Raw genomic sequence first — 25,066 nt, 5'->3', positions numbered from 1 at the left:
TTAACACAGAACACTCCCCCAAAAGATGAGGGAGCCCCTCTGCGTCAGGCTGGTTGTGAGTCACTCATTAACCGTTGATTGAAGGAGCCGGCCGTGGCCGTTGATAACAAGGGATTTACCCGTGAAGAGATCCGTGAGTTCGTGCATGAGTACTATTTGCAGCCGCGGGGGTCGCGGAAGGAGTGGCTTGCCTCGAAGTCCATCTCCGATTGGATCTTCCGCAGGTGGCGCACGATGGTGGTCGAAGGCGATATCGACCGGGGCCTGATTCCGCGAGAACATGGAGGTATGGTCCCGACAAATAGTGAGCTCTCCGCGTTTGAAAAAGCACGCGCGAAAGAGATAGCCGCCCATCGTGTTGAAGTCGAAAAATTCCAGAAGCGCATTGCTGAGCTTGAAGGAGTAAATTCGGCTCTGGGAAAAGCTATAGGGCTCTTGCACGAGTTGAACGTGCCAGAGTCCGATACAACCCCGACGAGCGATCAGAAGCGTTCATAGCAGCTGAGACCACCCTCGTCCTGGAGCTGAAAGAGCTCACCAGATCCCAGCGGACGGCTCTGAAGCTGACCGGGGTTTCGCGTGGGACCTGGCACTACAGGTTCAATCCCCGCCCAGGCGTGGAGAACCCCACCCATCAAGCCGACCGGGCCTATGAAAGCCGGATCAGTACCATCCATCAGGAGTGGATTCTTGAGTTCATTCTGGCCGGCTGGGAGAAGAACAACTCCGTGGATCATTCTTTCGCCACGGCCTGGGACAACGGCGTGATGATCGCCTCCCGCCGCACGTGGTGGCGGGTCGCGGCAGAGTACGAGGACCAGAATGCGCGCCCCACAGTCCCGACCAAACGCGGCGGTAAACGCGGCACCGCGCAGAAGCCGGTTCTCAAGGCCACCGGTCCCTGCCAGGTCTGGTCTTGGGACATCAGTGACGTCTATTCCAAGTGGCAGGGAAGGGTTTACAAGGTGTATTCCATCATGGATATCTACTCCCGGGAGATCGTCGGCTGGCGGATCGAGGAACGCGAGGCTGACTACCTCGCCGTCGAGATGTTCGAGGCCGCCATCGCCCGCTACGGCGCCCCGCGCGTGGTTCACGCGGACTCGGGCCCATCCATGAGGTCACACCTGCTCCGTGACTCTCTCAATTCCCACGGCGTGGAACTCACTTTTAACCGTCCCTACGTCTCCAACGACAATCCCTTCAGTGAGTCAGGTTTTCGCACGATGAAATATCGGCCCGGTTACCCTCGAATCTTCGAAAGCCTCGAGGCCGCCAGGGACTACCTCACCGACTACGTGCGCTGGTACAGCAACGATCACAAACACTCCGGCATCGCCTTGTTCTCACCAGCACAAGTCCACGACGGGTCCTGGAAAGAGCTCTGGGATAAACGCGAAAAAACCCACCAGGAATACTACGAACAAAACCCAGGAAGGTTCCGCCAACGACCCACCACACCAGCCCCAGCCCAACACGTAGGGATCAACCTCCCCAAACCCGAAGAACACCAAAAAATAGCCTAGTGACTCCACACAGCTTGACAATTTTCGAGCGTTCGGGAAAACAACCCAAAAGATGAGGGAGCGTTCGGGAAAACAACCCAAAAGATGAGGGAGCGTTTAGGAGTGGGGTTCTAAGTTGCTTCTACGTCGAACGGGGCCTGCTGGCCCGCTTCGAGCCGTTCGATGGCAGGGGCAGCCGGAACAGCGGCGACTGACTCGGCGGTGGTTCCGTCTTTGGAATCCTTGCCCATCATGCTGGCAATGGCAGCGCCGGGCGCCATCTTGAGGGACTTGAGACTGTCGAGTTCGTCGTCGTCAATCAGCGCTTCGCGGATGATGCGGCGGGGATCGTACTGGCGGGGATCGAGCTTCTTCCAGTCGATATCGTCAATATCAACCCCGGCTTCTTCCTTAATGGTTTCACGCGCACCAGAGGCCATCTTGCGTACCTCACGGATGAGGTTCTTCAGCTTTTCCACGTACCCGGGAAGCCGGGTAGGTCCTATCACTAATACTGCCAACACAAGTATTAGGAGGAGCTCGGGGTATTGATACCAAACACGTTAGGAAGATTACCCTCTCAGTACTCAAAGCAACGATTCCTAGCGTTAACGCTTGAAAGTTTACGTACTTCTTGTGTGCATTAGCGATAGCACTTCGCCATCGGAGACGATTCTAGCGTGCGCCGGCAATCCTTGGCAGCGAAAGAAGTGGCTTACGCGCTGGGCGGAGGTCGCTGGGGCGCCGCGGCGCTCTATCGGCGAGCGATTCGCGCAACATGGCCCGGCCTCGATGGATGCGCGAGCGCACTGTTCCCAGTTTGATGTTCAACGCGTGGGCCACCTCGTCATAAGAGAGGCCCTCCATGTCACACAGGACGACGGCGGCGCGGAAGTCCGGCGGCAGGGCCTCCAACGCTGCTGCAATGTCCAGGTCCAGGTTGTTGAATTCAAAGGTGCGCTCAGGTCCCGGATCAGTCCCGGCCAGGCGTGCGGTGGCATCCTCAGAGAGGGCGTCGAAGCGGATGCGCTGCTTCCTGCGGGCCTGGTCCAGAAACAAATTGGTGGTGATGCGGTGCAGCCACCCATCGAGGGTGCCCGGCTTGAAGTTGGCAAGAGATTTGAACACGCGGACAAAGACCTCTTGGGTGAGGTCCTCGGCGTCGAACTTGTTGCCTGTCAGACGGTAGGCGAGCCGGAAAACCTTGGCAGAGTGATTATTGACCACTTCATCCCACGACGGCGTGACCCAGTTGGCGGTGGCGGCAAGCTGGTCTGTGGCTACTTCTGCAGGACGGGCTGCCGGGGTGGTGGCTGAACTCATCGCTGCACCTCGCTTCAATGGCTGTTACGCCGCCCGTTCGTCGGGAACGGCGCAAAGGAAGGTTTCCTTCTTAGTCACAACAGTCTTCCAAACAAAGCTGACATTTTGCTGGATGATGCCGTTGATTACCCCGTGTGTGCAGGCAGTAGGCTATATACCAGTCAACGCAACAGTTTAGGAAACACCACCCATGAGTGCCGATAAATCCACCAGCTGGTCCTACGCAGAGGGCCTCCCCGTGGAAGATGTTGTCCTGCGACGTGCCCGCGAACGCTCGCATGAGCTTGGCCTGTTCCCCGTGAGCCCCGGCGTAGCTGCTGCACTGACCGTCTTGGCGGCAACGTCCAAGGCCCAGACGGCCGTGGAAATTGGCACAGGCGCTGGAGTTTCCGGGGTGTCACTGCTGCGAGGCCTGGGACCCAAAGCCGTGCTGACCACCATCGATCCCGATGTGGATCACCTCAAGGCGGCACGTGAAGCGTTCACGGAATCGGGCTCTCCTGCCAACCGCACCCGCACCATTTCTGGCCGCGGCCAAGATGTCCTGCCCCGTCTGACCGATGCTGCTTATGATTTGGTCTTCATTGACGCGGACAAGCCCAGCTTCCCCGAATATGTCCAACAGGCCATCAGGCTCCTCAAGTCCGGTGGGCTGCTCATCATCAACGATGCCCTGGATAAGGACCGTGTTTCTGACCCGGCCATCCGCGAAACTAGCACGGTGGTGCTGCGTCAGGTGGGCAAGCTGATCCGCGAGCACGATTCGTTGATCTCCGCCATGCTGCCCACTGGCGATGGCCTGCTGCTGGCCGTCAAGCGCTAAGATCCTGGTTTTCGCTACCGTTTGACGTTTTCGCTAGGGTTCAAACTATGGCGGAAACGTCAAAGTGGCGCGGATTAATAAGAAAAGGCGGGGCAGCTTTCGCCGCCCCGCCTGATAATTCTTAGTGATACTGCGGTGGACCTATTCGGTCACGCCCGCCAAGCATTCCTTGAGGCTAACTGCCTCGTCAGCGTTCATCTCCACTACGAGACGTCCGCCGCCTTCCAATGGCAGGCGCAGAATTAAGCTCCGACCTTCTTTAGTCACTTCCATTGGACCGTCTCCGGTACGAGGTTTCATGGCCGCCATTTGGAGTTCCCCTTTTCGTAGTACAAACCTGCATCTGCAGGGATTCCCCTGCCATGCGCTGATGTTGTATCGCTCACAAGCTATTATTCCGTATGCGAGCGCCCGGGTGCTAATCGCCACACGCACCCATTGACAAATGCGGCGGAGTTCTTTAGGGCGGCCAAGCCTGTCCGGTGCTGATCGCCGCGAACTGCCATAACCACACAACCCAGACAATCTGTAGAACGCTGAACATCACCAGCACAGTAATTCGGTACGCCCGCGATGTGGAAATGAATGCCGCAGCGAGTGCCAACGGGAACAGCGGCAGCAGCATCCGGAACGTGCTCGATTGCGGGTGCAGCACGGCCAGCAGGTACAGCAGGTACATGCCGCACCACAGTTGCAGGTCACTTCCGATCCGGCGCACGGCCTGTGAATTCAAGGACAAGAAGGCCAGAACGACCAACAGCAGGGGCAGCAGCGGCCCCCACAATGGCCCAATCAGGTCCACACCGGCGTCGAACCAAGGCTTGAACAGCACCAGATCCGACCCCCGCCAAGCAGTCTCGGTATCCGTGTAGGCACTGCGCTCCCCCGTCACCCACCAGGCGATGAACATCCAGCCAAACGCCATAACGCCACTGACCACCAGCAGCACTGTGCCCAGAACCATCTCCCGCAACGGAAACGGCTCTTCCTTGCGCTTGTTCCAGCGCAGCAACAGATGCAGACCAACGACGGCGGCAAACGGCGCCCCTGCCGGCCGCGAGAGGCACAGCAGCATCACCAGAGGGACGGCCGCGGCATAGTTGCGCTTGATGAGCAGGTGCAGAGCTGCGGCGAGAAAGAACATGCCCACAGATTCTGCGTACGGCACCTGTAGTACGGCAGAAATTGGGAAGGTGGCGAAGAAGGCAACGCCCCACAGGGCGGTGCCGGGTGCGGAAAAGTTCCTGAACAAGACGTAGATCATGAGTGCGGCGGCCAGCCCGGCGACCGTGGCAATAGTGGCCCCTGCGGCAGCCCACTCCAACCCGGTGACAGCGCTCAGACCGCGAGCCAGCAAGGGAAATATGGGGTAGAAAGCCCATTGATTCGGCTGCGCCGTGCCGTCCGTGTTGCGCGGAATGGTGGCGGGGTATCCGCCGTCGAAAATCCGTTCATACCAGCCGGCATCCCAGCGGTTGATGAACGTCAGGTAGTCCGGCTGGCGCCCACCCCACGGCGATTCCTCGGCGTGCCAGGCAGCACCGAGGAAGATGGCATAGGAAAGAAACCGGGCCGCACCATAGATCAGGGCGACCTTCAGCCACCACGGCGCCCGCCAGAGCGGTGCCAGAACGCGTCGCAGCAGTGCAAAGAGTTCGTCGTTGATGGTGGTCTTGCGGCTCACACTGGACGAACCACTATGCATCGGCGGCATCTGCTCCCGCGACATCTGTCGCCGCACCAGCGGCTGGATCGGCGGCAAGCCAGCAGCCTGGCTGGTGATCGTTGACCACGCCCACGGCCTGCATCATGGCGTAAGCCGTGGTTGGGCCAACAAAGGAAAAACCGAGCTTCTTCAACGCCTTGGCCAAACGCGCAGATTCTGGCGTTTGAGCCGCAATCGGTTCATCTGGCATCCGGCTGGTCTGCGGTGCATGACTGGCTAGCAGTGACGCCAGTGTGGTGTCCTCGGGCAGCGCCAGGAGGGCCTTCGCATTACCCATGGTGGCCCTGATCTTGAGCCGGTTGCGCACAATGCCGACATTGTTCATGAGGCGCTCGAAATCGTCCTCGCCAAAATTCGCCACAGCAACCGGGTCAAAGTTCTTGAACGCGGCCCGGAAGGCGTCGCGTTTGCGCAGGATGGTGAGCCAGCTCAGGCCTGATTGGAATGCTTCCAGGCTCAGCCGTTCGAAGAGTTCACGCTCCATGGTGGCTGGCTCACCGGATATGGGCCGGCCCCATTCAGTGTCATGATAGCGCTGGTACTGTTCATCACCGTCCATGCCGCCCCACGCGCAGCGGGCCTTGCCATCACTGCCAACCATCAGGTTCAGCTGTGGGGAGTCCATCTCAGGCGAATCTATCTCAAGTGACTCCATCTCAGGCGACGGCTAAGGGATTTGCCGCGGCGGTGCCGTTTCCCGGCTCGGCGTCAGCGGGCGCCGCCGGAACAGCGCCAGGTGCGCCACCGGCGTCGTCCGCTTCTGGTTCATCAGAGGTCCTGCCCACATCAGTCTTGTCGGCAGAGGGCAAGCCAGCGGCGGACTCCAGCTCGGCGATACGCAGGTCCTTCGCGGCCAGTGCGTCGCGCAGACGGTCCAGAACCTCATCCACCTGATCCATGCGGTACCCACGTAACCCCAAGGAGAAACGCAATTTGTCCACGTCTGCGGGCGCGGGCTCGCCCGGCAACAGCACCGGGGGCAGATTGGCCACCGGGGCGGCCAGGAGGTCGTTATAGACGTCGGCGCCAGTCTGGGGCTTGTTCAAACCCACCAGATACAGCGCGGCCAGCGCAGCGACCATCACGGCAAGAAAGATCAGGAAGTAAGTCACAAGACCATGGTGCCAGATGCGCGGCTGGAAAGGGGTTTCATGTCCTAGAGCCAGCTCCTAGCTTCGGGCAGCCACTCGGGAGCCTGCTTTGCCCTCCATGACAAGTTTCACTGCTTCTTCGGCGGTGTCCACCAGCTGAACGATGTCCAGGTCCCCGGCTGAGACCAGTCCTTGCTCAACCATGACATCGCGGATCCAGTCCATGAGCGGGGCCCAAAATGTCCTGTCCACGAGGACTATGGGGAATTGGCTGACCTTGCTGGTCTGGACCAGGACCATGGCTTCGAAGAGTTCATCGAGTGTGCCGAGTCCGCCAGGGAGCACCACAAAGCCCTGCGCGTACTTCACGAACATGGTCTTGCGGGCAAAGAAGTAGCGGAAGTCAACGCCCAGACCCACCCACTCGTTCATGCCCTGCTCGAAGGGGAGCTCGATCCCCAAGCCGATGGACAGTCCGCCAGCCTCGGCGGCGCCACGGTTCGCGGCCTCCATGGAACCTGGTCCGCCACCGGTAATAACAGCCACGCCGGCTTCCACCAGACGCCTGCCCACCTCCATGCCTGTGGCGTAATAGGGCGATTCCGGTTTGGTCCGGGCCGAACCAAAGACGCTGATGGCCGGGCCAATCTCAGCCAGGGCATCAAAACCTTGGACAAACTCGCTCTGGATGCGCATGACACGCCACGGGTCGGTGTGCGTGAAAGCAGTGCCGGGCGGTGTTTCCAACAGCCGTGCGTCGGCAGTATCCATTCCGGAGCCATTTTTTCGCCAATTTCCGAACCGTCGGAGTTCGGGGCGGTTAGGGCGGCTGGATCCTGTGGGTGCACTCATGCCACCTAGGCTACGTGAAAACGGGCAGTGGCCGGCCTCACAATATCTCGTTACAGTTACGATCGGGACCGATGTGCGTCAATTCCTGCCCGAGTGCCCCGAAAGTGGATAGGTTAAATGCATGACAAATCCCGCACATGCTCCTGCGCTCGTGGAACTCAAGGCCGTTAACAAGCATTACGGCTCTCTCCATGTGCTTCAGGAAATTAACTTAGAGGTTGCCAAGGGCGAAGTCTTGGTTGTCATTGGTCCTTCCGGGTCCGGTAAATCAACACTGTGCCGCACCATCAACCGCTTGGAAACCATCGACACCGGTTCCATCACCATTGATGGCAAGGAACTCCCCAAGGAAGGCAAGCAGCTTGCAAATCTGCGTGCTGACGTTGGCATGGTTTTCCAGTCCTTCAACTTGTTTGCCCACAAAACCATCTTGGAAAACGTCACGCTGGGCCCCATCAAGGTCAAGGGCATGTCCAAGCCCGACGCCGACAAGCTCGCCTTGAGTTTGTTGGAACGCGTTGGCGTTGGACACCAGGCAACAAAGTTGCCCGCCCAGCTTTCCGGCGGACAGCAGCAGCGCGTCGCTATTGCGCGAGCTTTGGCAATGAAGCCAAAGGTCATGCTTTTCGATGAGCCCACCAGCGCATTGGACCCCGAAATGATCAATGAGGTCTTGGACGTCATGGTCGAGCTGGCCAAGGAAGGCATGACCATGGTGGTGGTCACCCACGAGATGGGCTTTGCTCGCAAGGCTGCCGACCGCGTCATCTTCATGGCCGACGGCCAGATTGTGGAAGAAGCAACACCGGAAGAATTCTTCACGAACCCACAGACTGACCGGGCCAAAGACTTCCTCTCCAAAATCCTGACCAACGGATAGATAAAACCCATAGATTTCCGGCTGTTTCAGCCAATCATTACACCGGCCGCATGCGGCCGATTATGAAAGGAACCCCCTTGAAAAAGTTCTTTAGCAAAAAAACCCTCGGATTCACAGCCGTCCTTACAGCAGCAGCCCTCGCCATGACAGGTTGTGGCGGCGGTGGCACTACCGGCGGGGATACTGCAGGCGCTGGCGGCGGCGACGCTGCCGGGCTGACCTTTGAGGTCGCCAAAGACGTAGCCCTGACCGGCAGCCCCACCTTTGACAAGATCAAGTCCGCCGGCAAAATCCGCATCGGTGTCAAGGAAGACCAGCCCGGTCTGGGGTTCCTCGACGCAGCCACGGGTGAGCGCAGCGGCTTCGACATTGAAATTGCCCGCTGGATGGCAGCCTCCTTGGGCGTCGCCGCGGACAAGATTGATTTCAAGGCCATCCCTTCAGCCAACCGCGAGTCCGCATTGGCCAATGGCGACGTTGACCTCTACGTCGGTACTTACTCCATCAACGACAAGCGCAAGAAGCTCGTAGACTTCGCCGGACCGTACTTCGTCACGGGCCAGGGCCTGCTGGTGGCTAAGGACAACACCACCATCAAGAGTGAGAAGGACTTGGACGGCAAGAAGGTGTGCTCTGCCACGGGTTCAACACCGTTCCAGAACATCAAGGACAACTTCCCGAAGGCAGATCCGGTCGCCTTCGACATTTACTCCAAGTGTGTTGAAGCACTGACCAGCGGATCCGTTGATGCGGTGACCACCGACCAGGCCATCCTGCTGGGCTTTGCTTCACAGGACCCGGACAAGCTCAAGGTGGTTGGTGAGCCGTTTACTGTGGAGAACTACGGTATCGGTCTGCCGCTGGGCGATACCGCCCTGCGCACCTTCCTGAACACCACGCTGACCGACGGCAACGCCACATGGACCAAGATCTTCGACGCCACACTGGGCAAGTCGGGTACCAAGGTTGAACAGCCCAAGGTTGACCAGTACTAATCGTCCATGGGGTGGTGTTGCAGCGGCCAAGCCTCTGCAACACCACCCCTTCGTCCTCTCGAATTCACTGAAAGCGACACTGCCTTGTGAATGTACTTTTTGACAACAGTCAACTGTTCATCGACGGATTCAAGACCACTGGAATCCTGTTTGTCTTTTCCGCCTTTTTTGCCCTGATCCTTGGCACCATTGTTGCCGGCATGCGCGTCTCCCCCGCGCCGGCGATGCGGGCCGCAGGAACCCTGTACGTCAACGCCGTGCGGAATACACCGTTGACGCTGGTGCTGGCGTTCTTTGCCTTGGGCTACCCGAAGCTTGACCTGCCCGCGATCAACTACACGGTCGCTGCAATCATCGGCCTGTCCCTCTACACGGCTACATATGTTTCCGAGGCCATCCGCTCCGGCATCAACACGGTGTCCGTGGGTCAGTCCGAAGCGGCCCGTGCCATTGGGCTGCCCTTTATACAGACCTTGTCCTTGATCGTGCTGCCGCAGGCGTTCCGTTCGGTGGTTCCGCCACTTTTCAGCGTGTTTATCGCACTGCTGAAGAACACCACTGTCGCCGCCGGGTTCGGTGTTCTGGAAGCAGGCTCCATCCGCTCAACCCTCAGTGACCTCGGCGAACCGCTGCTTCCGGGTTTGCTGTGGGTTGCCCTGATCTTCGTTGTGCTGGTCTTGGGCATCCTGACACCGTTGCAGCGCTACCTTGAGAAGAAATGGAAGGTGGCGCGATGAGCTCGGTACTTTTCGATGTGCCCGGCCCTAAGGCACGTACACGCAATGTTTACCTGAACATCGCCACAGCTGTTGTGGTGGTCGGCATCATTGCCTTCATCCTGTTCAGGTTCTACGAATCAGGCCAGTTCACGGCAAAGAAATGGGAAATATTCACCTTCCCGCGGGTTCAGCAAACGTTCCTGACGGCGATCGGTGCCACGCTGAAGGCCTTCGCCGTGGGCGCCGTCGGCAGTCTGGTACTCGGCATCATTCTGGCCTTCGGCCGCCTCGCCAACGCCAAGTGGGTTCGGATCCCGTGCTACTGGTTCACCGAAGTATTCCGGGCAGTCCCGCTGCTGATCCTCATGATGATCATGTATTACGGCCTCCCCTCGGCTGGCGTCAAGGGCATCACGCCCTTCATCGCCGTCGTGGTCGGTTTGATTCTCTACAACGGATCGGTCCTCGCCGAGGTGTTCCGTGCTGGCATTGAGTCGCTGCCCAAGGGACAGCGCGAGGCCGGGCTTGCCATTGGCCTGTCCAACGGCCAGGTCCTGCGTACCATTTTGCTGCCGCAGGCCGTCCGGGCCATGCTGCCGGTCATCATTGCTCAGCTGGTGGTCATCATGAAGGACACCGCACTTGGCTTCCTGATCACATACAACGAGATCATGCAGTACGCCGGCTTCCTCGGCTCTCAGGGCCAGTATGGTTCACCCATGGTGCCGGCCCTCATGGTCGCGGCAGTCATCTATGTGGGCCTGTGCCTGATCCTCTCCGGCATTGCCAAGTTCACCGAGTTCAAGATGTCCTCACGGGTGAAGGTGGTCAAGGCCAAGGCCGGCATCGCTGGCTAACCCTACCCAACGCTCCATCACCAAACGGGGCATTACGGCCAACGCTCCATCACTTCGCATCAATCGCCGCCTCCAGACGGCAAACGGGCGGGTGGTCACCTGAATCAAGGTGACCACCCGCCCGTTGTTGTCTGAGGCGGCGCTGTCCCGGTAGCCCGCCCCTTAGGCCACCTTTTAGCCCGCCTTTTATCCCAGCACAGGCCTCGAGTGTCCACTTAACGTACGTTTGAGACCCAATACCAGCTGGAAACGTACATTAAGTGGACACTCGAAGAACGTAGCTGGCGCTTAGCCCGGCCGAGCCGTTTTAGCCCAGCCAGCGGGTCAACGCTGCCAGGCACTCCCGGATTGCGTCGGCGTGGACGTGCTCGTTATCGCTATGGGCCAGCAGGGCATCGCCTGGGCCAAAGTTGACGGCCGGGATTCCCATTTCGCTGAGGCGGGCAACGTCTGTCCAGCCGTACTTGGGCAGTGGCTCGCGGCCCACGGCTGCCACAAAGGAGGCAGCGGCCGGCGCGTTGAGTCCTGGACGGGCGCCTGCGGAGAAGTCCGTCCGCACCAAATCGAAGCCCTCCAACAACCCGCGCACGTGCTCTTCGGCCTGCGCCGGGGTCTTATCGGGGGCGAATCGGTAATTGATTTCCACCACGCACTGATCTGGAATGACATTGCCGGCCGTGCCGCCGTGAACCTTTACAGCGTTGAGGGATTCGCGGTAATCCAAACCGTTCACGGACACAGTGGCTGGCTCATAGGCCGCGAGCCGGGCAAGAATCGGAGCCGCTGCGTGAATGGCGTTCTCCCCCATCCAAGCCCTCGCCGAATGCGCCGCCTTGCCACGCGTGGTTGCCTCGAAGCGGATGGTGCCGTTGCAACCACCCTCCACTGTTCCGTTGGTGGGTTCCAGCAAGATGCCGAAATCGGCGTCGAGCAGTTCTCGATTTTCCCGCACGAGGCGTCCCAGACCGCTTTTGACCGCGGCTACTTCCTCGTGGTCGTAGAAGATGAAGGTGATGTCTTTGGTGGGCTCGGGCATCGTGGCAGCCAGAGCCAGCTGCACTGCAACTCCACCCTTCATGTCCGTGGCGCCGCGGCCGTACAGCACATCGCCGTCCCAGCTGCTCGGGACCGTGCCGCGCGAACCGGGCATAGTGGGCAGCGGCACGGTGTCCAGATGCCCGGCCAGGATGACGCGCTCGGCACGCCCCAGCTCGGTACGGGCCACAATTGAATCCCCATTGCGCGTCACGCTCAGGTGCGGCAGCGCCCGCAGAGCCACCTCGAGCGCATCTGCAATGGCCAGCTCATTGGCGGAGACACTTTCAATATCCATCAGTGCCGCCGTCAGCTGCGCCACGTCCTGATGCAGATCAAGCGCGACGGCGCTCGGCCCGCCTTGTGCGGCGCCACCTGAAGCGGGCGATAGCTGAGAATCGGGCTGAGCTGCGGAACTGCTGGGAGCGGTCATTTCTCCACTTTACCGGCGCAGCGGAGGCGGCAAAAACTTTCTTAACATCTTTCCAATCCGCTTTGTCTTGGGCTCCGAAGTACTATCTGACAGCCCACCACCGCAGCTCAGCAGATCAGCAGATCATATGAGAAGCGGTTCGGGAGAAGCACCACGGAATCCTTCCGCTTTCACACTACGGAGAATCATCATGAACACCACCTTGAAGTTTGGAACCCGTAAGACCCTCACCATGGGCCTTGGCCTCTTGGCTGTAGCAGCTTTGGGCTTGACCTCCTGCAGTTCAGGCGACACCGCGTCCAGCCCCACCTCCGACGCTCCGATGGCTTCCGCCGAAGCAACCATGGCTCCGAGCTCCGCAGCCGCCATGGACCCGGCCTCAGACTTGGTTGGTGCTGGCTGCGCCGACTACGCTGCAGCCGTTCCCAGTGGTGCAGGCTCAGTAGCCGGCATGGCCGCTGACCCGGTGACCACCGCGGCATCCAACAACCCGCTGCTGAAGACCCTCACCGCCGCGGTTTCAGGCCAGCTGAACAAGGACGTCAACCTGGTTGACACACTGAACTCCGGTGAATTCACCGTCTTCGCTCCCGTCGACGACGCCTTCGCCAAGATCCCGGCAGCCACCATCGACGGTCTCAAGACTGACTCCGCCACGTTGACGTCAATCCTGACGTACCACGTCGTCCCCGGCCAGCTCGCCCCGAGCAAGATCGATGGCAAGCACGCAACGGCCGAGGGAAGCACCTTGGAGGTCACCGGCAGTGGAGACAACCTGATGGTCAACGGCGCTAAGGTCATCTGCGGTGGCGTCAAGACCGCCAATGCAACTGTGTACCTGATCGACACCGTGCTGATGCCGCCGGCAAAGAAGTAGCACCTGCTTCACAGAACAAATTGCAACACCTTACGAAGGAAATGTGCTCGTGGGTACAGATCATGACAAAGTAGACACTATGCGTTTACCTTGGATGCGGTCCGTTGAACCGTTGGTTCCCCCGACCCATGAGGACTTGATCCGCCTCGTCGCCCTCGGCGACGAGGCGGCCTTCGAAGAACTGTACGATGCCGTAGCCCCGAGAGTTTATGGGCTGGTAAGGCGTGTAGTCCGAGATCAAGCACAGAGCGAGGAAGTCACCCAAGAAGTTTTTGTTGACGTCTGGGCTCAAGCCTCTCGATTCGATGCCGACAGAGGCAAAGCAATGTCCTGGATTCTGGTGATCGCCCACCGCAGAGCCGTAGACAGAGTTCGCGCAAGCCAGGCGAGTTCGGATAGGGATCTTCGTCAGGGAATCAAAGAATACCAAGAGAGTTATGACGACGTCGCAGACACTGTGGAAACGCAGATGGAAGCTGTCAGGGTCCGCAAGGCCCTCGAGACACTCACAGAATCACAACGGGAAGCAATCAGCTTGGCCTACTACGGTGGATACACACACCAAGAAGTGGCCGAGTTACTTAAAATCCCTGTAGGTACTGTAAAAACAAGAATTCGTGATGGCATGATCAGGCTAAGAGATAAGTTAGGGGTGGCGTGATGGAAAAGCAACTGCATTTACTGACCGGCTCCTACGCGTTGAACTCACTGACAGACGGCGAGCGTACTGCCTTTGAACGGCATGCGCTCCACGATGCCGAAACATTAGAAGAGGTCCGCAGTCTCAGCGAGACAGCCGCACTTTTGGCATTCGGTCTCGCCGAAGAGACACCTCCGCCGGCCCTGAAGAACAATGTCATGGCCGCTATCCGCAACACACGCCAACTTCCATCCAGTGCAGTAGTCCGCGATATTTCCTCGGCTCGAAGTTCATCCGCACGTAATCGCGGAAACACTACCGAACGAAACCGCTGGGTGCCAGCGTTGAGCGCGGCAGCAGCCCTGGCCATCTTCGCTGGAGTAGGCGTGGGCGGCTGGGCTATTGGTCAGAATTCCTCTGATCAGGAGTCTAGGCAACAATTGGCAGCTTCCCAGGCACAACAAGAGGCCATGCTGACCATCATGAACTCTCCTGATGCCAAGATTGCTACTTCGCAAATCTCTGATGGAGCTACAGTGACTGTCGCATCCTCCAGCAAGGCAAATAAAGCCGCCGTCATGGTCAATGGAATGCCACCAGCTCCTGAAGGGAAGATCTATGAGCTGTGGTTCATCTCTGCAGCAGGTGCGGTCTCCGCAGGCATGATGGACAGCAACCGAGAGCCTGCCATGCAGATACTTACCGGTGAAATGGGCGGCGCTACGCATGTTGGCATCACCGTAGAACCGCTGGGTGGCTCTGAGAAACCAACCACAACACCAATTTTGGTACAGGAAATCTAGATTCCATGGCCCTCCGGAGCAATCCGGGGGCTTTTGGCTCCGAAGTACCAACAAGTACTTCTACCAGCTACCTCAGGTAGTCAATTTAGAGTCAAAAGGAGCCTCCCATGGGAAAGCGCAACAAAGCTACTAGGCGTCAAGACTTGCACGGCCTGGGCTTCGGCGCCCTGGCCGGTGTCATCTCGGCAGGAGTTCTTTTTGCCATCGCCGAATTCATGTCGGCATTCTTTGGCTCCGCATCCTCGCCGCTGACCTCGGTGGGATCCACCTTCATCGACTTCACCCCGGCATGGATGAAGAACTTCGCCATTGCAACCTTCGGCACTAACGACAAGTTCGTCTTGCTCCTCTCAATGGGCATTGTGGCCGCGGCATTGTCCGCCGTCGCCGGGATCGTGGCCCGCAAGAAGTTTGCCGCCGGCGCCACCATGGTGGTGGCCTTCGCCGTTGTCATGGCCGCGTGCATCATCACCCGCTCCGGCGCCTCAATTGCTGACGTCTTCCCCTTGCTGCTGGGCACCGTTGGCGGCATCTTGGCACTGCGCTTCCTGCGCCAGGACACCAGCCGGAGCGCCAGTACGACGACGAACACTCCTACCTCAACCGAGCAGACTCCCAGCCGGCGCACCTTCCTGGTGAGGTCAGCGCTAGTGGCCGGGGCCGCCGTCGTGGTTGGCTTTGGTGGCACTGTCATCAACGGTGCTCGCAACACAGCCCTTGCCGTCCGCGCAACGCTGAAGCTTCCCGCTCCCAAAACCACTGCACCCGCACTGCCCACCGGTGTGCAGGCTCCCGTGGAAGGTGTCACCCCTTTCGTGACACCCAATGATGACTTCTACCGCATCGACACCGCCCTCGCTGTGCCGGACATTGATCCGGCGAAATGGCAGCTGCGCGTGCACGGCATGGTGGAAGAAGAATTCACCATCGGCTTTGATGAGCTGTTGGCACAAGATCTCATCGAGTCCTACGTCACGCTCACCTGTGTATCCAATGTGGTGGGTGGAAATCTGGCCGGCAATGCCAAGTGGCTGGGTTATCCCCTGCGCGAGGTGCTGGCCCGGGCCAAGCCCACGGCAGGTGCCGACATGGTTCTGTCCACCAGCATTGACGGCTTTAGCGCCTCCACTCCCCTGCCAGTGCTGCAGGATGACCGAGATGCCATTTTGGCCGTTGGCATGAACGGCGAGCCACTGCCGCTGGAGCACGGTTTCCCGGTGCGCATGGTGGTTCCGGGTCTGTACGGATTCGTCTCGGCCACCAAGTGGGTGGTTGATCTGGAAGTGACAACCTTTGCCCAGAGTGCCGGGTACTGGACCTCCCGAGGGTGGAACTCCCACGGACCCATTAAGACCGCGTCACGGGTGGAGGTTCCGCGGGCACTAGGCCGGGTTCCTGCCGGCGCAGTCCCCATTGGCGGCAGTGCTTGGGCCCAGACCAAGGGAATTTCCAAGGTTGAGATCCAAATTGACGACGGCGCCTGGCAGGAAGCCACGCTGGCTGCGGAAGCCTCGGTGGACACCTGGCGTCAGTGGTCGTACATCTGGGACAACGCTCCTGCCGGAACTCACAAGGTAAGGGTGCGTGCCTACGATGCGGACGGCACCATCCAAATTCAGGATCAGGCTCCTCCGGAACCAGATGGTTCCACCGGCTGGCACTCCATTACGTTCAACGTGACCTGAGCCGTGTCCCCAGACGGTGTCCACGGAGTATGTCAAATGTTGGGGACACCTACCCTCGTCGATAGACTTGAACCATGACTGAAACTGAGCTGCTGACAGACCGTTCCGCCCATGGCTTTGGGCTTGCCACAATTGCCGATTCCGGCGCTGTGCTCGATGTCTGGTTCCCGGCGCCTGCACTCGGCACGGGAACGGATGTCTTGGGCCTGACCCCTGAAGCCAGCGAAGAGCTCACAGCCTTGGCGCAAAATGGCACCGACACCGATCGTGGCGTCACCCAAAGCGTGGTGTTCGCCCAGATCAACCTCGACGCCGAACCCGCCGACGCAGCCGACGCTTACCTCCGCCTGCACCTGCTCTCACACCGGCTGGTAACGCCCAACAGCATCAACTTGGATGGCATCTTCGGCAAGCTGAGCAACGTGGTCTGGACCAACTTCGGACCGGCCGCCGTTGAAGGATTTGAAATGACCCGGGCCAAGCTGCGCCGCCGCGGAACCGTCACGGTATTCTCCGTGGATAAGTTCCCGCGCATGGTGGACTACGTGGTTCCGGCCGGTGTCCGCATTGGCGACGCAGACCGTGTCCGTCTGGGCGCTCACCTCGCCGAAGGCACCACTGTCATGCATGAAGGATTCGTGAACTTCAATGCAGGTACCTTGGGCACTTCCATGGTGGAAGGCCGCATCTCCGCTGGAGTAGTTGTGGGCGATGGCACCGACGTTGGCGGCGGCGCCTCCATCATGGGCACCTTATCCGGTGGCGGCCGCGAGCGAGTGGCACTGGGCGAGCGTGTTTTGCTCGGCGCTAACTCTGGCGTTGGCATCAGCATTGGCCACGACTCCGTGGTAGAAGCGGGTCTGTATGTTACGGCCGGCACCCGCGTGCGGGTTTTGGGGCCCAAGAACGACGACGGCGAGGAGACCACGGTGATAGTGAAGGCCAGCGAGCTCTCCGGCGTCCCGAACCTCTTGTTCCGCCGTAATTCAACGTCAGGCGGCGTGGAGGTTCTGCCGCGTCACGGCACCACCGTTGCCCTGAATGAAAGCCTGCATGCCAACTAAAGTCTCTGTCGCAGTGCGGTGTCCCGAGGGTGGCCTGCTATGAAAAGCCGTGCCGCCCTCGGTTGGCTCACGGTCCTTGTCTTGGCTGCCGGCGCACTCATCGCCGGCGGTGTGTGGCTTTCCAACACCTTCAAAGACGCCTTCGCGCCAGGACTTGCTCTGGGCTGCACCGCCTCGGTAGGTAGTGGCGACTATTGGCTGGCATTGGATCAAACCGAGAATGCTGCGCTCATATCCACCATCGCTACACAGCGTGGCATGCCAGCCCGCGCGGCAAGTATTGCTCTAGCCACGGCCATACAGGAATCTCGGCTACGCAACATCGATTACGGTGACCTGGATTCTGTGGGGCTATTCCAGCAGCGTCCCTCGCAGGACTGGGGCACGGTGGCACAAATTATGGATCCGGTATATTCCACCAACGCGTTTTACGATGTTCTAGCTGATGTCCCGAACTACGTGAATCTGCCCATTAACGACGCCGCTCAGATTGTTCAGCGCTCAGGGTTTCCTCAGGCCTATGCACAACATGAGCCCCTGTCCCGTGCGTTTGCCTCCGTATTGACAGGACAATCGCCACACGCGCTGAACTGCACCCTTGCTCCTGTCACCGCAGTGAGCTCCCCTGAGCAAGTCATCACGGCTGCGCAGGGCGCCGTAGGCCAAGTAGCTGCAAGTACGTCCAGCACCGCCGCTGGTGCCACGGTGCTGCTCGAGGTGGATGAGCCCAATGGTTGGCGGCTGGCCCACTGGGCGTTGGCCAACGCCAACCCATTGGGGATTAGCCAGATCAACTACGCCGGGTACAGCTGGAACAGAGACTCCATTGCCGATGGCCACAATGTTGGTTGGCAAGCATCCGAGAGCGTGAGTGCCGGAGCCGTATCGGTCCTCTTGCCTGCGCCTGTGCCGGCTGAATAATCCCGGCCGGTTATTCACTAGACCAGCGGGCCTATTAGACCAGTAAATCCACCACGGGCTGGACATAGCTGCGGAAGTTTTCCGGGTCATCGAGCAGGTGCGAACTCATGATTAGCCTATTGGGTTCAAGGAACCAGGCCCTTGGCTCAGCCAACGGGACCTCCACAATGGTCAGCGTGAAGTCTCTGGAACTGCGGCCCAGCTCCATTTCCCGATTCTGAACCAGATCGGCAAGAATCTTGTGCCCACCCAGCGTCTCGCGTTGCGCGGCCATGCTTGAATACACTTGCTCCTGCTCACGGGACCAGCTGACGGCCGCTCCAAAGTGGGCCTGCGCCACCCGCTGAAGTGCGGGTAAGCCAGCTAGTTCAGGGAAATCCGGAGGGCTAATATTTGGCTCATTGCTGGGGTGTGCCTGCAGTAACCGGCTCCACCAAAACTCCCATTGGTCCCGCAGTGCCGCTACGCCGCCCACACCGGAAATAAGCATGGAATGATCGGCCGCCCGCACGGCCGGAGAGACATGGGAGAGGGCAGGAGTTCCGGCACCCGCTAATCCTGCAACATCGCGAAAATACAACGCCATGAGCATGGGTGTGCAGGTATCCATTGTGATCCGCCACCCTGGGCCACCGGTGTGATGCATGGTATCTCCCTCCAGCCGCCGCATGGATGATGCAGCAATCCCACCTCCCAGATTACTCTCAAGCGGGCAACAAGGCACCGTCCCCACCGGACGCTCCCTCAGCAATTGGGGTATTTCGGCCAACGCTCCCTCAGCGATTGGGCAAAGGTCAGGAAATCAGGCGCCGAGCAGGGAAGCCAGGTGGCGGCGCAGTGTGGCCTGCCCCTGCTCAGGGGCTGCCCAGGCGGGCTGCAAGACCATGCGCAGGCTCAGTCCGTCCAGCAAACCAATGAGACGTTCCGCTTCATCTACGGGGACCAACCCGGGCACGGCCAGCGAGCTTTCCATCAGCTGCATGACCACCCGGCCCACCACGGCGCCAGTGGCACGGTAATCGTCCTGTGCAGCGTCTACGAGCGTTGTGTTGGTGCGGGCATCGAGCATGAACTCCATATGCACCACGGCGTCGGCGCTACGTGCCGCGTCAAGGGGAAGCAGTTCTTCCAGGACCTCTGCGCACTTCTCCAACAAGGCTTCGCCGTCGGCGGGTAACGCTTCGTCTTCGAGTACTTCCAACTTATCCAGAGCCCGCAGGTGAATCCGCTCCGAGTTGAGCCGGAAAGCGAATTCCATGAGCTCCGCTTGGTTGTCGAAGTAGTGCCGCACAGAGCCCAGCGCCAGCCGCGCCTCGGCAGCCACATTACGTAGCGACGCTTGTGCCAGACCACTCTCCCGCACAACTCGGAATACGGCATCGGCAACAAGCTCACGGCGGTCATCCGCATTTACAATTTTCGGCACACATCTTTTTTAGCACAGATGTCTCACGAATGCCCATCGCCGGGTTCTCAAAAACACCCCAAACGCTGAGGGAGGGTTCCTGGAAATACCCCAAACGCTGAGGGCGCGTCAGGGAAAAGGAAGGCGGGACTACTTCTTGGCTGCGGCGTCCTTCTTCTTGCCGCGGTACAACAGCACCAGTAGAACCAGCATGATGACGAGCGAGACAATGAAGAACGGCAGGAACACGCTCTTGCCAATCAGCACCATGATCCCCAGCACCACGACGACGATCGGGAATGCCATGGAAAAGGTGTGCAGCAACAAAGTCGACATTTTCATTTTTTACTTACTTTCGTCCCAGGTTTTGCAAAAGAAAAGCGGCGGGCGACTCTCCCAAGGGAAAGTCTCCCGCCGCCGTCGTACTTAAGAAAAGCAGGTTACCGCGAGGGGTACATGCGCTCCGGCTCGCCAATGTACAACTGGCGCGGACGGCCAATCTTGGTGGCCGGGTCCTTCATCATTTCGCGCCACTGGGCAATCCAGCCCGGCAGGCGGCCAATGGCAAACAGGACCGTGAACATCTTCTCAGGGAAGCCCATGGCCTTGTAGATCAGGCCGGTGTAGAAGTCCACGTTGGGGTAGAGCTTGCGGGAGATGAAGTATTCATCCGTCAGGGCTACTTCTTCCAGGCGCATGGCGATGGCGAGGAGTTCGTCGTTGCCGCCGAGCTTCTCCAAGATTTCGTGGGCCGTGGCCTTGACGATCTTGGCGCGGGGATCGTAGTTCTTGTAGACGCGGTGGCCGAAGCCCATGAGCTTGACCCCGTCTTCCTTGTTCTTCACGCGCTCGACGAACTTCTCAACCGGCTCGCCGCTGGCTTGAATCTGACGGAGCATGTTCAGCACAGCCTCGTTGGCGCCACCGTGCAGTGGGCCGAAGAGGGCGTTGATGCCGGCAGAAACCGAGGCGAACATGTTGGCATTGGCGCTACCCACCAGGCGCACAGTGGAGGTGGAGCAGTTCTGCTCGTGGTCAGCGTGCAGGATCAGCAACAGGTCAAGGGCCTTGACTACTACCGGGTCCATCTCGTACGGCTCGGCCGGCAGGCCAAAGCTCAGACGCAGGAAGTTCTCCACGAGGCCCATGGAGTTGTCTGGGTACAGCATGGGCTGCCCAATGGACTTCTTGTGGGCGTAGGCAGCCAGAACCGGCAGCTTGGCCATCATGCGGATCGTGGCCATTTCGACCTGCTCGTCGTCAAACGGGTCCAGGGAGTCCTGGTAGAACGTGGACAGGGCCGAGACGGCCGAAGAGAGCACCGGCATGGGGTGCGCGTCGCGGGGGAAACCGCCAAAGAAGCCCTTGAGGTCTTCGTGCAGCATGGTGTGGCGGCGGATGCGCTGGTCAAACTTATCCAGCTCGGCTGCTGTGGGCAGGTTCCCGTAAATGAGCAGGTAGGACACTTCCAGGAAGCTGGAGTGCTCGGCCAGCTCTTCGATGGGATAGCCGCGGTAGCGCAGGATGCCTTCGTCACCGTCAATGTAGGTGATCGCGGAGGTCGTGGCTGCCGTGTTGACGAAGCCGGGGTCGTAGGTGACAGCACCGGTGGTCTTCAACAACTTGGACACATCGTAGCCGGCATTGCCTTCTACGGCTTCGATGAGCGGAAGTTCAAGTTCTCCGCCGTCATAGCGCAGCGATGCGCTCGTGGAATCAGACATGGGGTCCCCTTCATGAGGTCGCCTTGAAAAAGGCTTTGGTTAGTTCAATGCAAGTTTTGCGTCCGCGAGTCACCGCGCACATTGAGGGATTGCCCCATAAAACTCAGCACATAAAGCGTCCGGTGGCCAAGACGGCTACCCTACGAAACTACCGCTTTAAGGGCCTTCGAGACTAATCCTGAGGGCCAAATCGGCACAATATTAGCGAAAAAGCTAGGTTTTTGCGCCGAGTCGACTCACTGCAGCAGCAATACGCTCATCAGTTCCGGTCAGTGCAACCCTGATAAAACCGTGGCCGGCATCCCCGTAAAACGTCCCTGGCCCGGCTAAGATGCCCAATTCGGCAAGCCGGCCAATCGTGGTCCAGGTGTCCTCTCCTGCGGTGCACCACAGGTACAAACCTGCTTCGGAGTGGTGGATGGTGAGCCCAAAAGCTTCCAAGGCACCCACCAGCTGCTCGCGACGGGCACGGTAGAGCGCCTTCTGAGCACTGACATGTGCATCGTCGCCCAAAGCCACACGCATGGCTTCCTGTACCGGGTACGGCACGATCATGCCCGCGTGCTTCCGGCTGTTGACCAGGTTCGCTACGATGGCGCTGTCCCCTGCGACAAATGCCGCCCGGTAGCCAGCCACGTTGGACTGCTTGCTCAGGGAGTAAATGGCGAGCAGATTTTCATGCGAGCCACCGTTAACGCGCGGATCCAACACGCTCGGAACTGCTTCGCCGCCGTTTTCCGGATCCCAGGCACCCCAGCCCAGCTCGCCATAGCATTCATCGGATGCAACCACGGCACCAATCTCCCGCGCCGCCGCCACCAAGGCAGCCAGCTCGTCAACGCCGCGCACAATTCCGGTGGGGTTACCCGGCGAGTTGACCCAGATCAGGCGCACCTTGGCGAGGGTCTCGGCGTCGAGCTCGTCCAAGGAGTCCGCAGCAACGGCGGTGGAGCCGGCAAACACGGCACCCATGTCATAGGTGGGGTAAGCCACGGTGGGCCGGACCATGACGTCGCCTGCACCAAGACCCAGCAGCAGTGGCAGCCACGCCACCAATTCCTTCGAGCCAACGGTGGGCAGCACATCCTTCGGATCCAGACCAGACACGTTGCGGCGTCGAGCAAACCAGTCCACAACGGCCTGACGCAAGGCCAGGGTGCCATGGGTGGTGGGATAGCCGGGGGCATCGGCCGCAGCTCTCAGCGCTTCCTGAATCAACGCAGGGGTGGGATCCACGGGCGTGCCGATGGAAAGGTTCACCAAACCGTCCGGATGCGCGGCGGCAATACGCTGATAAGGCGCCAGCGCATCCCATGGGTATTCAGGAAGCTGCAAGCCGAAAGTGTGCGGTGCCTGGGTCATAATGGCGCGATCAGTCCTGGTTCTGCGGCGGGAGCACGGCAATGATGGGGTGGTCTGTGTGGGTGTTGCCAATCTTCGCAGCACCACCCGGGGACCCCAGCACGTCAAAGAATTCAACGTTGGCCTTGTAGTACTCGGCCCACTCATCCGGGGTGTCGTCTTCGTAGTAGATGGCCTCTACGGGGCACACAGGTTCACAGGCACCACAGTCAACGCATTCGTCGGGGTGGATGTAGAGCGAGCGTTCACCCTCGTAGATACAGTCAACAGGGCACTCCTCAACACATGCCTTGTCCTTGACATCCACGCACGGCTGCGCAATTACGTACGTCACGAACCCCAACCTTCCTCAAAGTCTAAAATCCGGCACAATTCGCCACCGGCGCTCCCATTATCCCCTACCGGCGGCGGCCACGCACCTTAGCGCGACCTAGTATGAAGTGATGAACACTGCACTGACGCGGCTCGCGCAGCTTCCACTGGGCACTCGCATGGTGGTCCGCTACAGGATCGACGGCGGATTAACCGATGCTTTGGGCGATCTCACGGCCCGCGATTCCCTTGGCTGTACCATCACCACCCGCGCTGGTGCCGTCAGCATAAAGTACGACGACGTCCAGCTCGCCAAGGCTGTTCCCCCGCCACCGGCGCCCCGGGCGCGGCGCATGCCGCTGTAGCTGGGGCTGGAGCTGCGGTAACGGGCTACGCGGCTGGAGCTGCGGTAACGGGCTACGCGGCTGGAGCTGCGGTAACGGGCTACGCGGCTGGAGCTGCGTACGGTTAACCTGTAACGGTGCGCAGCTCCAAGAGCGGCGCACCGTTACGGGCCAACCGTGCGCACGAGCAAAGTCAGGCAGTGCGCTACAGTGCTCTAGCTGACACTACTTGCGTGATTTCAGCAGTATGTTCACTAGCCAGGCCGTGAGTGGGGTGGCAATGGCAATTCCGTAAAGCCACACATTGCCCTGCAGGTTACCGGTAATGATTCCCACAGATCCCAACTGCAGGGACAGCACCCCAGCGGTGACGTACGCGGCCGCGCCGCACAGCACCACAATCCACGAGCTTTTACTCCACAGGCCCACAAACAGGCCCACAGACACCAGCAACAGCAGCGCTAGGGCCGCACCGAAGGGCAGAATTGTTTGCCCATCGTTGAGGAACCAGGCGTGGCCGTGCAGCGATGTGCCCAGCAGTCCGCTGCCGATCCCGGCCCCGGCAGCAGCGGCCATGATGGCCCAGCGCCGTGGTGGGGGAAGGCTGAAACGAAGCTTGTTCTCCGTTTGACGCTGTGTTTTCTTCTCTGGCTGGTGCTGTGGTTCTTGTTCTGGTTGCTGCTCAGGCGGCTGCGCGCCCATCACTGCGTTGGATAAATATCGGCAGCAGGAACGGCCACAAATTCCTCTACGGCGGAAATGTCTTTCCAGACGTCGTCGGAGAGGGCATAGCGGTTCCCTTCCACGGTGATCTGGGTCCGGTGAGCTGTCATGGCGGCGCTCTTAGCTGCCAGATCCCCCACAACGCGCAGCCGCGGGGTGTCAGCATCCAGTGCCCGTTCCGGCCTGTCACTGACAATCGTGTAGACAGTGGGAACCTTCCAGCCGGTCACCACAACCGAGGCGTGCGCAGGCCCGGCGTTAGCCGGCCCTGCGGTTGCTGCCAGACGCAGCGCTGCCATGGTGAGTTCATGAGTGCGCACATGATCCGGGTGCCCGTAGCCGCCGTCGGCCGCGTAGGTGATCACCATGTCCGGGCGCAGCTCACGGATGGCGTGCGCCAACAATTCGGCGGTCTCGGCCAAGGGCGCCCTGGAGAATGATCCGGGCAGCACGGTATCTGCTGCTGTTGCTCGGCCGTCAGGGCCCCACTGCATTCCCGAATCTCGGAAGGTCACGGGTCCGCTGTCCTTCGCCGTAGCTCCTTGGCCCAGCCAGATGTGCTCACGCACACCCAATGCCTCCAACGCCGCTGCCAACTCGTGTTCACGTTCCAGGGCCAACCCGGCTCCCGGTGCCGATTCCCCCTCAGCGAGGGGTCCGGCGTCGTCAGGGTCTGTGGCAAGCGGGATATTCACGTCCCCAGTTTTGACTTCCAGATGCGCCAACTCGGGCGGGATGACCTCGCCAAGCTCTCCGCGCGTGCAGGTCACCAGGACAACGCGTGCACCAGCGGCAGCCGCAGCAGCCATGGTAGCGCCGGTGACAATCGTTTCGTCATCTGGGTGGGCATGCACAAAGAGCATGGTGGCCTTGGGTCCAGTACCGGGCAACAAAGTAGTTGATTCCATGTGTCCAATCTACCTGTTCGCGGCCAGCGCCCCGTAGAGCCCACAGCTGTCCCCGCCAA

General features: G+C 59.9%; 30 protein-coding genes. 14 read left to right on the top strand and 16 right to left on the bottom strand.

Annotation, left to right across the window (positions count from 1 at the left end; translation table 11 throughout):
• Positions 1-93 precede the first annotated feature (93 nt).
• Both AS189_RS06335 and AS189_RS06330 read left to right on the top strand, forming a co-directional pair.
• A complete protein-coding gene (locus AS189_RS06335) occupies positions 94-498 on the top strand; it encodes a hypothetical protein (protein ID WP_062285378.1) in 405 nt (134 codons plus the stop codon).
• A 119-nt stretch (positions 499-617) separates the two neighbouring features.
• On the top strand, positions 618-1,526 hold the full coding sequence (locus AS189_RS06330) for a DDE-type integrase/transposase/recombinase (RefSeq protein WP_129587104.1): 909 nt from the start codon (positions 618-620) through the stop codon (positions 1,524-1,526).
• 110 nt (positions 1,527-1,636) lie between these two features.
• Here the strand turns inward: AS189_RS06330 and AS189_RS06325 are convergent, their stop codons facing one another.
• Both AS189_RS06325 and sigE read right to left on the bottom strand, forming a co-directional pair.
• Complete coding sequence (locus AS189_RS06325) at positions 1,637-1,984, bottom strand: Sec-independent protein translocase TatB (protein ID WP_337589214.1); 348 nt, start codon at positions 1,982-1,984, stop codon at positions 1,637-1,639.
• Positions 1,985-2,180: 196 nt separating this feature from the next.
• Positions 2,181-2,828, bottom strand: coding sequence for an RNA polymerase sigma factor SigE (gene sigE / locus AS189_RS06320; RefSeq protein ID WP_062286800.1), 648 nt, complete (start codon positions 2,826-2,828; stop codon positions 2,181-2,183).
• A 190-nt stretch (positions 2,829-3,018) separates the two neighbouring features.
• Here sigE and AS189_RS06315 point away from each other — a divergent pair, with 190 nt between their 5' ends.
• A complete protein-coding gene (locus AS189_RS06315) occupies positions 3,019-3,651 on the top strand; it encodes an O-methyltransferase (protein ID WP_062286799.1) in 633 nt (210 codons plus the stop codon).
• A 141-nt stretch (positions 3,652-3,792) separates the two neighbouring features.
• On the opposite strand, the gene AS189_RS19315 is transcribed toward AS189_RS06315, so the two are convergent.
• From AS189_RS19315 to AS189_RS06295, 5 genes are all read right to left on the bottom strand, one after another.
• Positions 3,793-3,960, bottom strand: coding sequence for a DUF3117 domain-containing protein (locus AS189_RS19315; RefSeq protein WP_082634113.1), 168 nt, complete (start codon positions 3,958-3,960; stop codon positions 3,793-3,795).
• 151 nt (positions 3,961-4,111) lie between these two features.
• Positions 4,112-5,335: a hypothetical protein gene (locus AS189_RS06310; protein WP_237759984.1), complete on the bottom strand. Its 1,224-nt coding sequence runs from the start codon at positions 5,333-5,335 to the stop codon at positions 4,112-4,114.
• Between the two features lie 13 nt (positions 5,336-5,348).
• A complete protein-coding gene (locus tag AS189_RS06305) occupies positions 5,349-6,002 on the bottom strand; it encodes a DNA-3-methyladenine glycosylase I (RefSeq protein ID WP_062286798.1) in 654 nt (217 codons plus the stop codon).
• Between the two features lie 31 nt (positions 6,003-6,033).
• Positions 6,034-6,489, bottom strand: a complete 456-nt coding sequence (locus tag AS189_RS19310; RefSeq protein WP_337589213.1) for a DivIVA domain-containing protein — start codon at positions 6,487-6,489, stop codon at positions 6,034-6,036.
• Positions 6,490-6,546: 57 nt separating this feature from the next.
• On the bottom strand, positions 6,547-7,320 hold the full coding sequence (locus tag AS189_RS06295) for a TIGR00730 family Rossman fold protein (protein ID WP_062286797.1): 774 nt from the start codon (positions 7,318-7,320) through the stop codon (positions 6,547-6,549).
• 121 nt (positions 7,321-7,441) lie between these two features.
• Between AS189_RS06295 and AS189_RS06290 the strand changes: the two genes are divergently transcribed.
• The 4 genes from AS189_RS06290 (at position 7,442) to AS189_RS06275 (ending at position 10,771) form a co-directional block, all read left to right on the top strand.
• On the top strand, positions 7,442-8,200 hold the full coding sequence (locus AS189_RS06290; protein ID WP_062286796.1) for an amino acid ABC transporter ATP-binding protein: 759 nt from the start codon (positions 7,442-7,444) through the stop codon (positions 8,198-8,200).
• Between the two features lie 143 nt (positions 8,201-8,343).
• Entirely contained in the window at positions 8,344-9,195 is an 852-nt protein-coding gene (locus AS189_RS06285) for a glutamate ABC transporter substrate-binding protein (protein ID WP_082634494.1), read from the top strand.
• A gap of 86 nt (positions 9,196-9,281) precedes the next feature.
• Complete coding sequence (locus AS189_RS06280) at positions 9,282-9,932, top strand: amino acid ABC transporter permease (protein ID WP_062286794.1); 651 nt, start codon at positions 9,282-9,284, stop codon at positions 9,930-9,932.
• Positions 9,929-10,771 carry an amino acid ABC transporter permease gene (locus AS189_RS06275; RefSeq protein ID WP_062286793.1) on the top strand — a complete coding sequence of 281 codons (843 nt, stop codon included), beginning with the start codon at positions 9,929-9,931 and terminating at the stop codon, positions 10,769-10,771. Before AS189_RS06280 ends, AS189_RS06275 begins: the two co-directional genes overlap by 4 nt.
• Before the next feature lie 307 nt (positions 10,772-11,078).
• On the opposite strand, the gene dapE is transcribed toward AS189_RS06275, so the two are convergent.
• Complete coding sequence (gene dapE / locus AS189_RS06270; protein WP_082634112.1) at positions 11,079-12,239, bottom strand: succinyl-diaminopimelate desuccinylase; 1,161 nt, start codon at positions 12,237-12,239, stop codon at positions 11,079-11,081.
• 190 nt (positions 12,240-12,429) lie between these two features.
• Between dapE and AS189_RS06265 the strand changes: the two genes are divergently transcribed.
• The 6 genes from AS189_RS06265 to AS189_RS06240 all read left to right on the top strand — a co-directional run bounded on the left by AS189_RS06265 (position 12,430) and on the right by AS189_RS06240 (position 18,229).
• Complete coding sequence (locus tag AS189_RS06265) at positions 12,430-13,116, top strand: fasciclin domain-containing protein (protein WP_082634111.1); 687 nt, start codon at positions 12,430-12,432, stop codon at positions 13,114-13,116.
• 79 nt (positions 13,117-13,195) lie between these two features.
• Entirely contained in the window at positions 13,196-13,777 is a 582-nt protein-coding gene (gene sigK, locus AS189_RS06260) for an ECF RNA polymerase sigma factor SigK (RefSeq protein WP_062293087.1), read from the top strand.
• A complete protein-coding gene (locus AS189_RS06255; protein WP_062286792.1) occupies positions 13,777-14,559 on the top strand; it encodes an anti-sigma factor in 783 nt (260 codons plus the stop codon). The genes sigK and AS189_RS06255 overlap by 1 nt, the downstream gene beginning before the upstream one ends.
• A 107-nt stretch (positions 14,560-14,666) precedes the next feature.
• On the top strand, positions 14,667-16,244 hold the full coding sequence (locus tag AS189_RS06250; protein ID WP_062286791.1) for a molybdopterin-dependent oxidoreductase: 1,578 nt from the start codon (positions 14,667-14,669) through the stop codon (positions 16,242-16,244).
• A 74-nt stretch (positions 16,245-16,318) separates the two neighbouring features.
• Complete coding sequence (dapD, locus tag AS189_RS06245) at positions 16,319-17,308, top strand: 2,3,4,5-tetrahydropyridine-2,6-dicarboxylate N-succinyltransferase (RefSeq protein ID WP_062286790.1); 990 nt, start codon at positions 16,319-16,321, stop codon at positions 17,306-17,308.
• Between the two features lie 39 nt (positions 17,309-17,347).
• On the top strand, positions 17,348-18,229 hold the full coding sequence (locus AS189_RS06240) for a hypothetical protein (protein WP_062286789.1): 882 nt from the start codon (positions 17,348-17,350) through the stop codon (positions 18,227-18,229).
• 34 nt (positions 18,230-18,263) lie between these two features.
• Here the strand turns inward: AS189_RS06240 and AS189_RS06235 are convergent, their stop codons facing one another.
• From AS189_RS06235 to fdxA, 6 genes are all read right to left on the bottom strand, one after another.
• The gene (locus AS189_RS06235; RefSeq protein WP_062286788.1) at positions 18,264-18,875 is read right to left on the bottom strand and encodes a hypothetical protein; all 612 of its coding nucleotides are present in this window, start codon (positions 18,873-18,875) and stop codon (positions 18,264-18,266) included.
• 156 nt (positions 18,876-19,031) lie between these two features.
• The gene (locus tag AS189_RS06230) at positions 19,032-19,655 is read right to left on the bottom strand and encodes a TetR/AcrR family transcriptional regulator (RefSeq protein ID WP_062286787.1); all 624 of its coding nucleotides are present in this window, start codon (positions 19,653-19,655) and stop codon (positions 19,032-19,034) included.
• Between the two features lie 129 nt (positions 19,656-19,784).
• Positions 19,785-19,970: a hypothetical protein gene (locus AS189_RS06225; RefSeq protein WP_062286786.1), complete on the bottom strand. Its 186-nt coding sequence runs from the start codon at positions 19,968-19,970 to the stop codon at positions 19,785-19,787.
• Positions 19,971-20,074: 104 nt separating this feature from the next.
• Positions 20,075-21,358, bottom strand: coding sequence for a citrate synthase (locus AS189_RS06220; protein WP_062286785.1), 1,284 nt, complete (start codon positions 21,356-21,358; stop codon positions 20,075-20,077).
• Between the two features lie 213 nt (positions 21,359-21,571).
• Complete coding sequence (dapC, locus tag AS189_RS06215) at positions 21,572-22,720, bottom strand: succinyldiaminopimelate transaminase (RefSeq protein ID WP_062286784.1); 1,149 nt, start codon at positions 22,718-22,720, stop codon at positions 21,572-21,574.
• A 10-nt stretch (positions 22,721-22,730) separates the two neighbouring features.
• A complete protein-coding gene (fdxA, locus tag AS189_RS06210) occupies positions 22,731-23,054 on the bottom strand; it encodes a ferredoxin (RefSeq protein WP_062286783.1) in 324 nt (107 codons plus the stop codon).
• Between the two features lie 109 nt (positions 23,055-23,163).
• On the opposite strand from fdxA, the gene AS189_RS06205 reads away from it, so the two are divergent.
• Complete coding sequence (locus AS189_RS06205; protein ID WP_062286782.1) at positions 23,164-23,397, top strand: hypothetical protein; 234 nt, start codon at positions 23,164-23,166, stop codon at positions 23,395-23,397.
• Positions 23,398-23,601: 204 nt separating this feature from the next.
• Here the strand turns inward: AS189_RS06205 and AS189_RS06200 are convergent, their stop codons facing one another.
• Together AS189_RS06200 and AS189_RS06195 are read right to left on the bottom strand one after the other, a co-directional pair.
• The gene (locus tag AS189_RS06200; protein WP_062286781.1) at positions 23,602-24,078 is read right to left on the bottom strand and encodes a hypothetical protein; all 477 of its coding nucleotides are present in this window, start codon (positions 24,076-24,078) and stop codon (positions 23,602-23,604) included.
• Positions 24,078-25,007, bottom strand: a complete 930-nt coding sequence (locus tag AS189_RS06195; RefSeq protein ID WP_082634110.1) for a PIG-L family deacetylase — start codon at positions 25,005-25,007, stop codon at positions 24,078-24,080. Before AS189_RS06195 ends, AS189_RS06200 begins: the two co-directional genes overlap by 1 nt.
• Positions 25,008-25,066: the final 59 nt, after the last annotated feature.

The sequence above is a fragment of the Arthrobacter alpinus genome (genome assembly GCF_001445575.1).
Classification (GTDB): Bacteria; Actinomycetota; Actinomycetes; order Actinomycetales; family Micrococcaceae; genus Specibacter; species Specibacter alpinus_C.
This window is presented reverse-complemented; position numbering and strand designations above follow the sequence as displayed.

Bases quoted from the DNA above. Each gene is read 5' to 3' on its own strand.
- sigE (WP_062286800.1), bottom strand. From the start codon at position 2,828: ATGAGTTCAGCCACCACCCCGGCAGCCCGTCCTGCAGAAGTAGCCACA.
- AS189_RS06315 (WP_062286799.1), top strand. From the start codon at position 3,019: ATGAGTGCCGATAAATCCACCAGCTGGTCCTACGCAGAGGGCCTCCCC.
- AS189_RS19315 (WP_082634113.1), bottom strand. From the start codon at position 3,960: ATGGCGGCCATGAAACCTCGTACCGGAGACGGTCCAATGGAAGTGACT.
- AS189_RS06305 (WP_062286798.1), bottom strand. From the start codon at position 6,002: ATGGACTCCCCACAGCTGAACCTGATGGTTGGCAGTGATGGCAAGGCC.
- AS189_RS06295 (WP_062286797.1), bottom strand. From the start codon at position 7,320: ATGAGTGCACCCACAGGATCCAGCCGCCCTAACCGCCCCGAACTCCGA.
- AS189_RS06290 (WP_062286796.1), top strand. From the start codon at position 7,442: ATGACAAATCCCGCACATGCTCCTGCGCTCGTGGAACTCAAGGCCGTT.
- AS189_RS06285 (WP_082634494.1), top strand. From the start codon at position 8,344: ATGACAGGTTGTGGCGGCGGTGGCACTACCGGCGGGGATACTGCAGGC.
- AS189_RS06275 (WP_062286793.1), top strand. From the start codon at position 9,929: ATGAGCTCGGTACTTTTCGATGTGCCCGGCCCTAAGGCACGTACACGC.
- dapE (WP_082634112.1), bottom strand. From the start codon at position 12,239: ATGACCGCTCCCAGCAGTTCCGCAGCTCAGCCCGATTCTCAGCTATCG.
- AS189_RS06265 (WP_082634111.1), top strand. From the start codon at position 12,430: ATGAACACCACCTTGAAGTTTGGAACCCGTAAGACCCTCACCATGGGC.
- sigK (WP_062293087.1), top strand. From the start codon at position 13,196: ATGCGTTTACCTTGGATGCGGTCCGTTGAACCGTTGGTTCCCCCGACC.
- AS189_RS06255 (WP_062286792.1), top strand. From the start codon at position 13,777: ATGGAAAAGCAACTGCATTTACTGACCGGCTCCTACGCGTTGAACTCA.
- AS189_RS06250 (WP_062286791.1), top strand. From the start codon at position 14,667: ATGGGAAAGCGCAACAAAGCTACTAGGCGTCAAGACTTGCACGGCCTG.
- dapD (WP_062286790.1), top strand. From the start codon at position 16,319: ATGACTGAAACTGAGCTGCTGACAGACCGTTCCGCCCATGGCTTTGGG.
- AS189_RS06240 (WP_062286789.1), top strand. From the start codon at position 17,348: ATGAAAAGCCGTGCCGCCCTCGGTTGGCTCACGGTCCTTGTCTTGGCT.
- AS189_RS06235 (WP_062286788.1), bottom strand. From the start codon at position 18,875: ATGCATCACACCGGTGGCCCAGGGTGGCGGATCACAATGGATACCTGC.
- AS189_RS06225 (WP_062286786.1), bottom strand. From the start codon at position 19,970: ATGTCGACTTTGTTGCTGCACACCTTTTCCATGGCATTCCCGATCGTC.
- AS189_RS06220 (WP_062286785.1), bottom strand. From the start codon at position 21,358: ATGTCTGATTCCACGAGCGCATCGCTGCGCTATGACGGCGGAGAACTT.
- dapC (WP_062286784.1), bottom strand. From the start codon at position 22,720: ATGACCCAGGCACCGCACACTTTCGGCTTGCAGCTTCCTGAATACCCA.
- AS189_RS06205 (WP_062286782.1), top strand. From the start codon at position 23,164: ATGAACACTGCACTGACGCGGCTCGCGCAGCTTCCACTGGGCACTCGC.
- AS189_RS06200 (WP_062286781.1), bottom strand. From the start codon at position 24,078: ATGGGCGCGCAGCCGCCTGAGCAGCAACCAGAACAAGAACCACAGCAC.
- AS189_RS06195 (WP_082634110.1), bottom strand. From the start codon at position 25,007: ATGGAATCAACTACTTTGTTGCCCGGTACTGGACCCAAGGCCACCATG.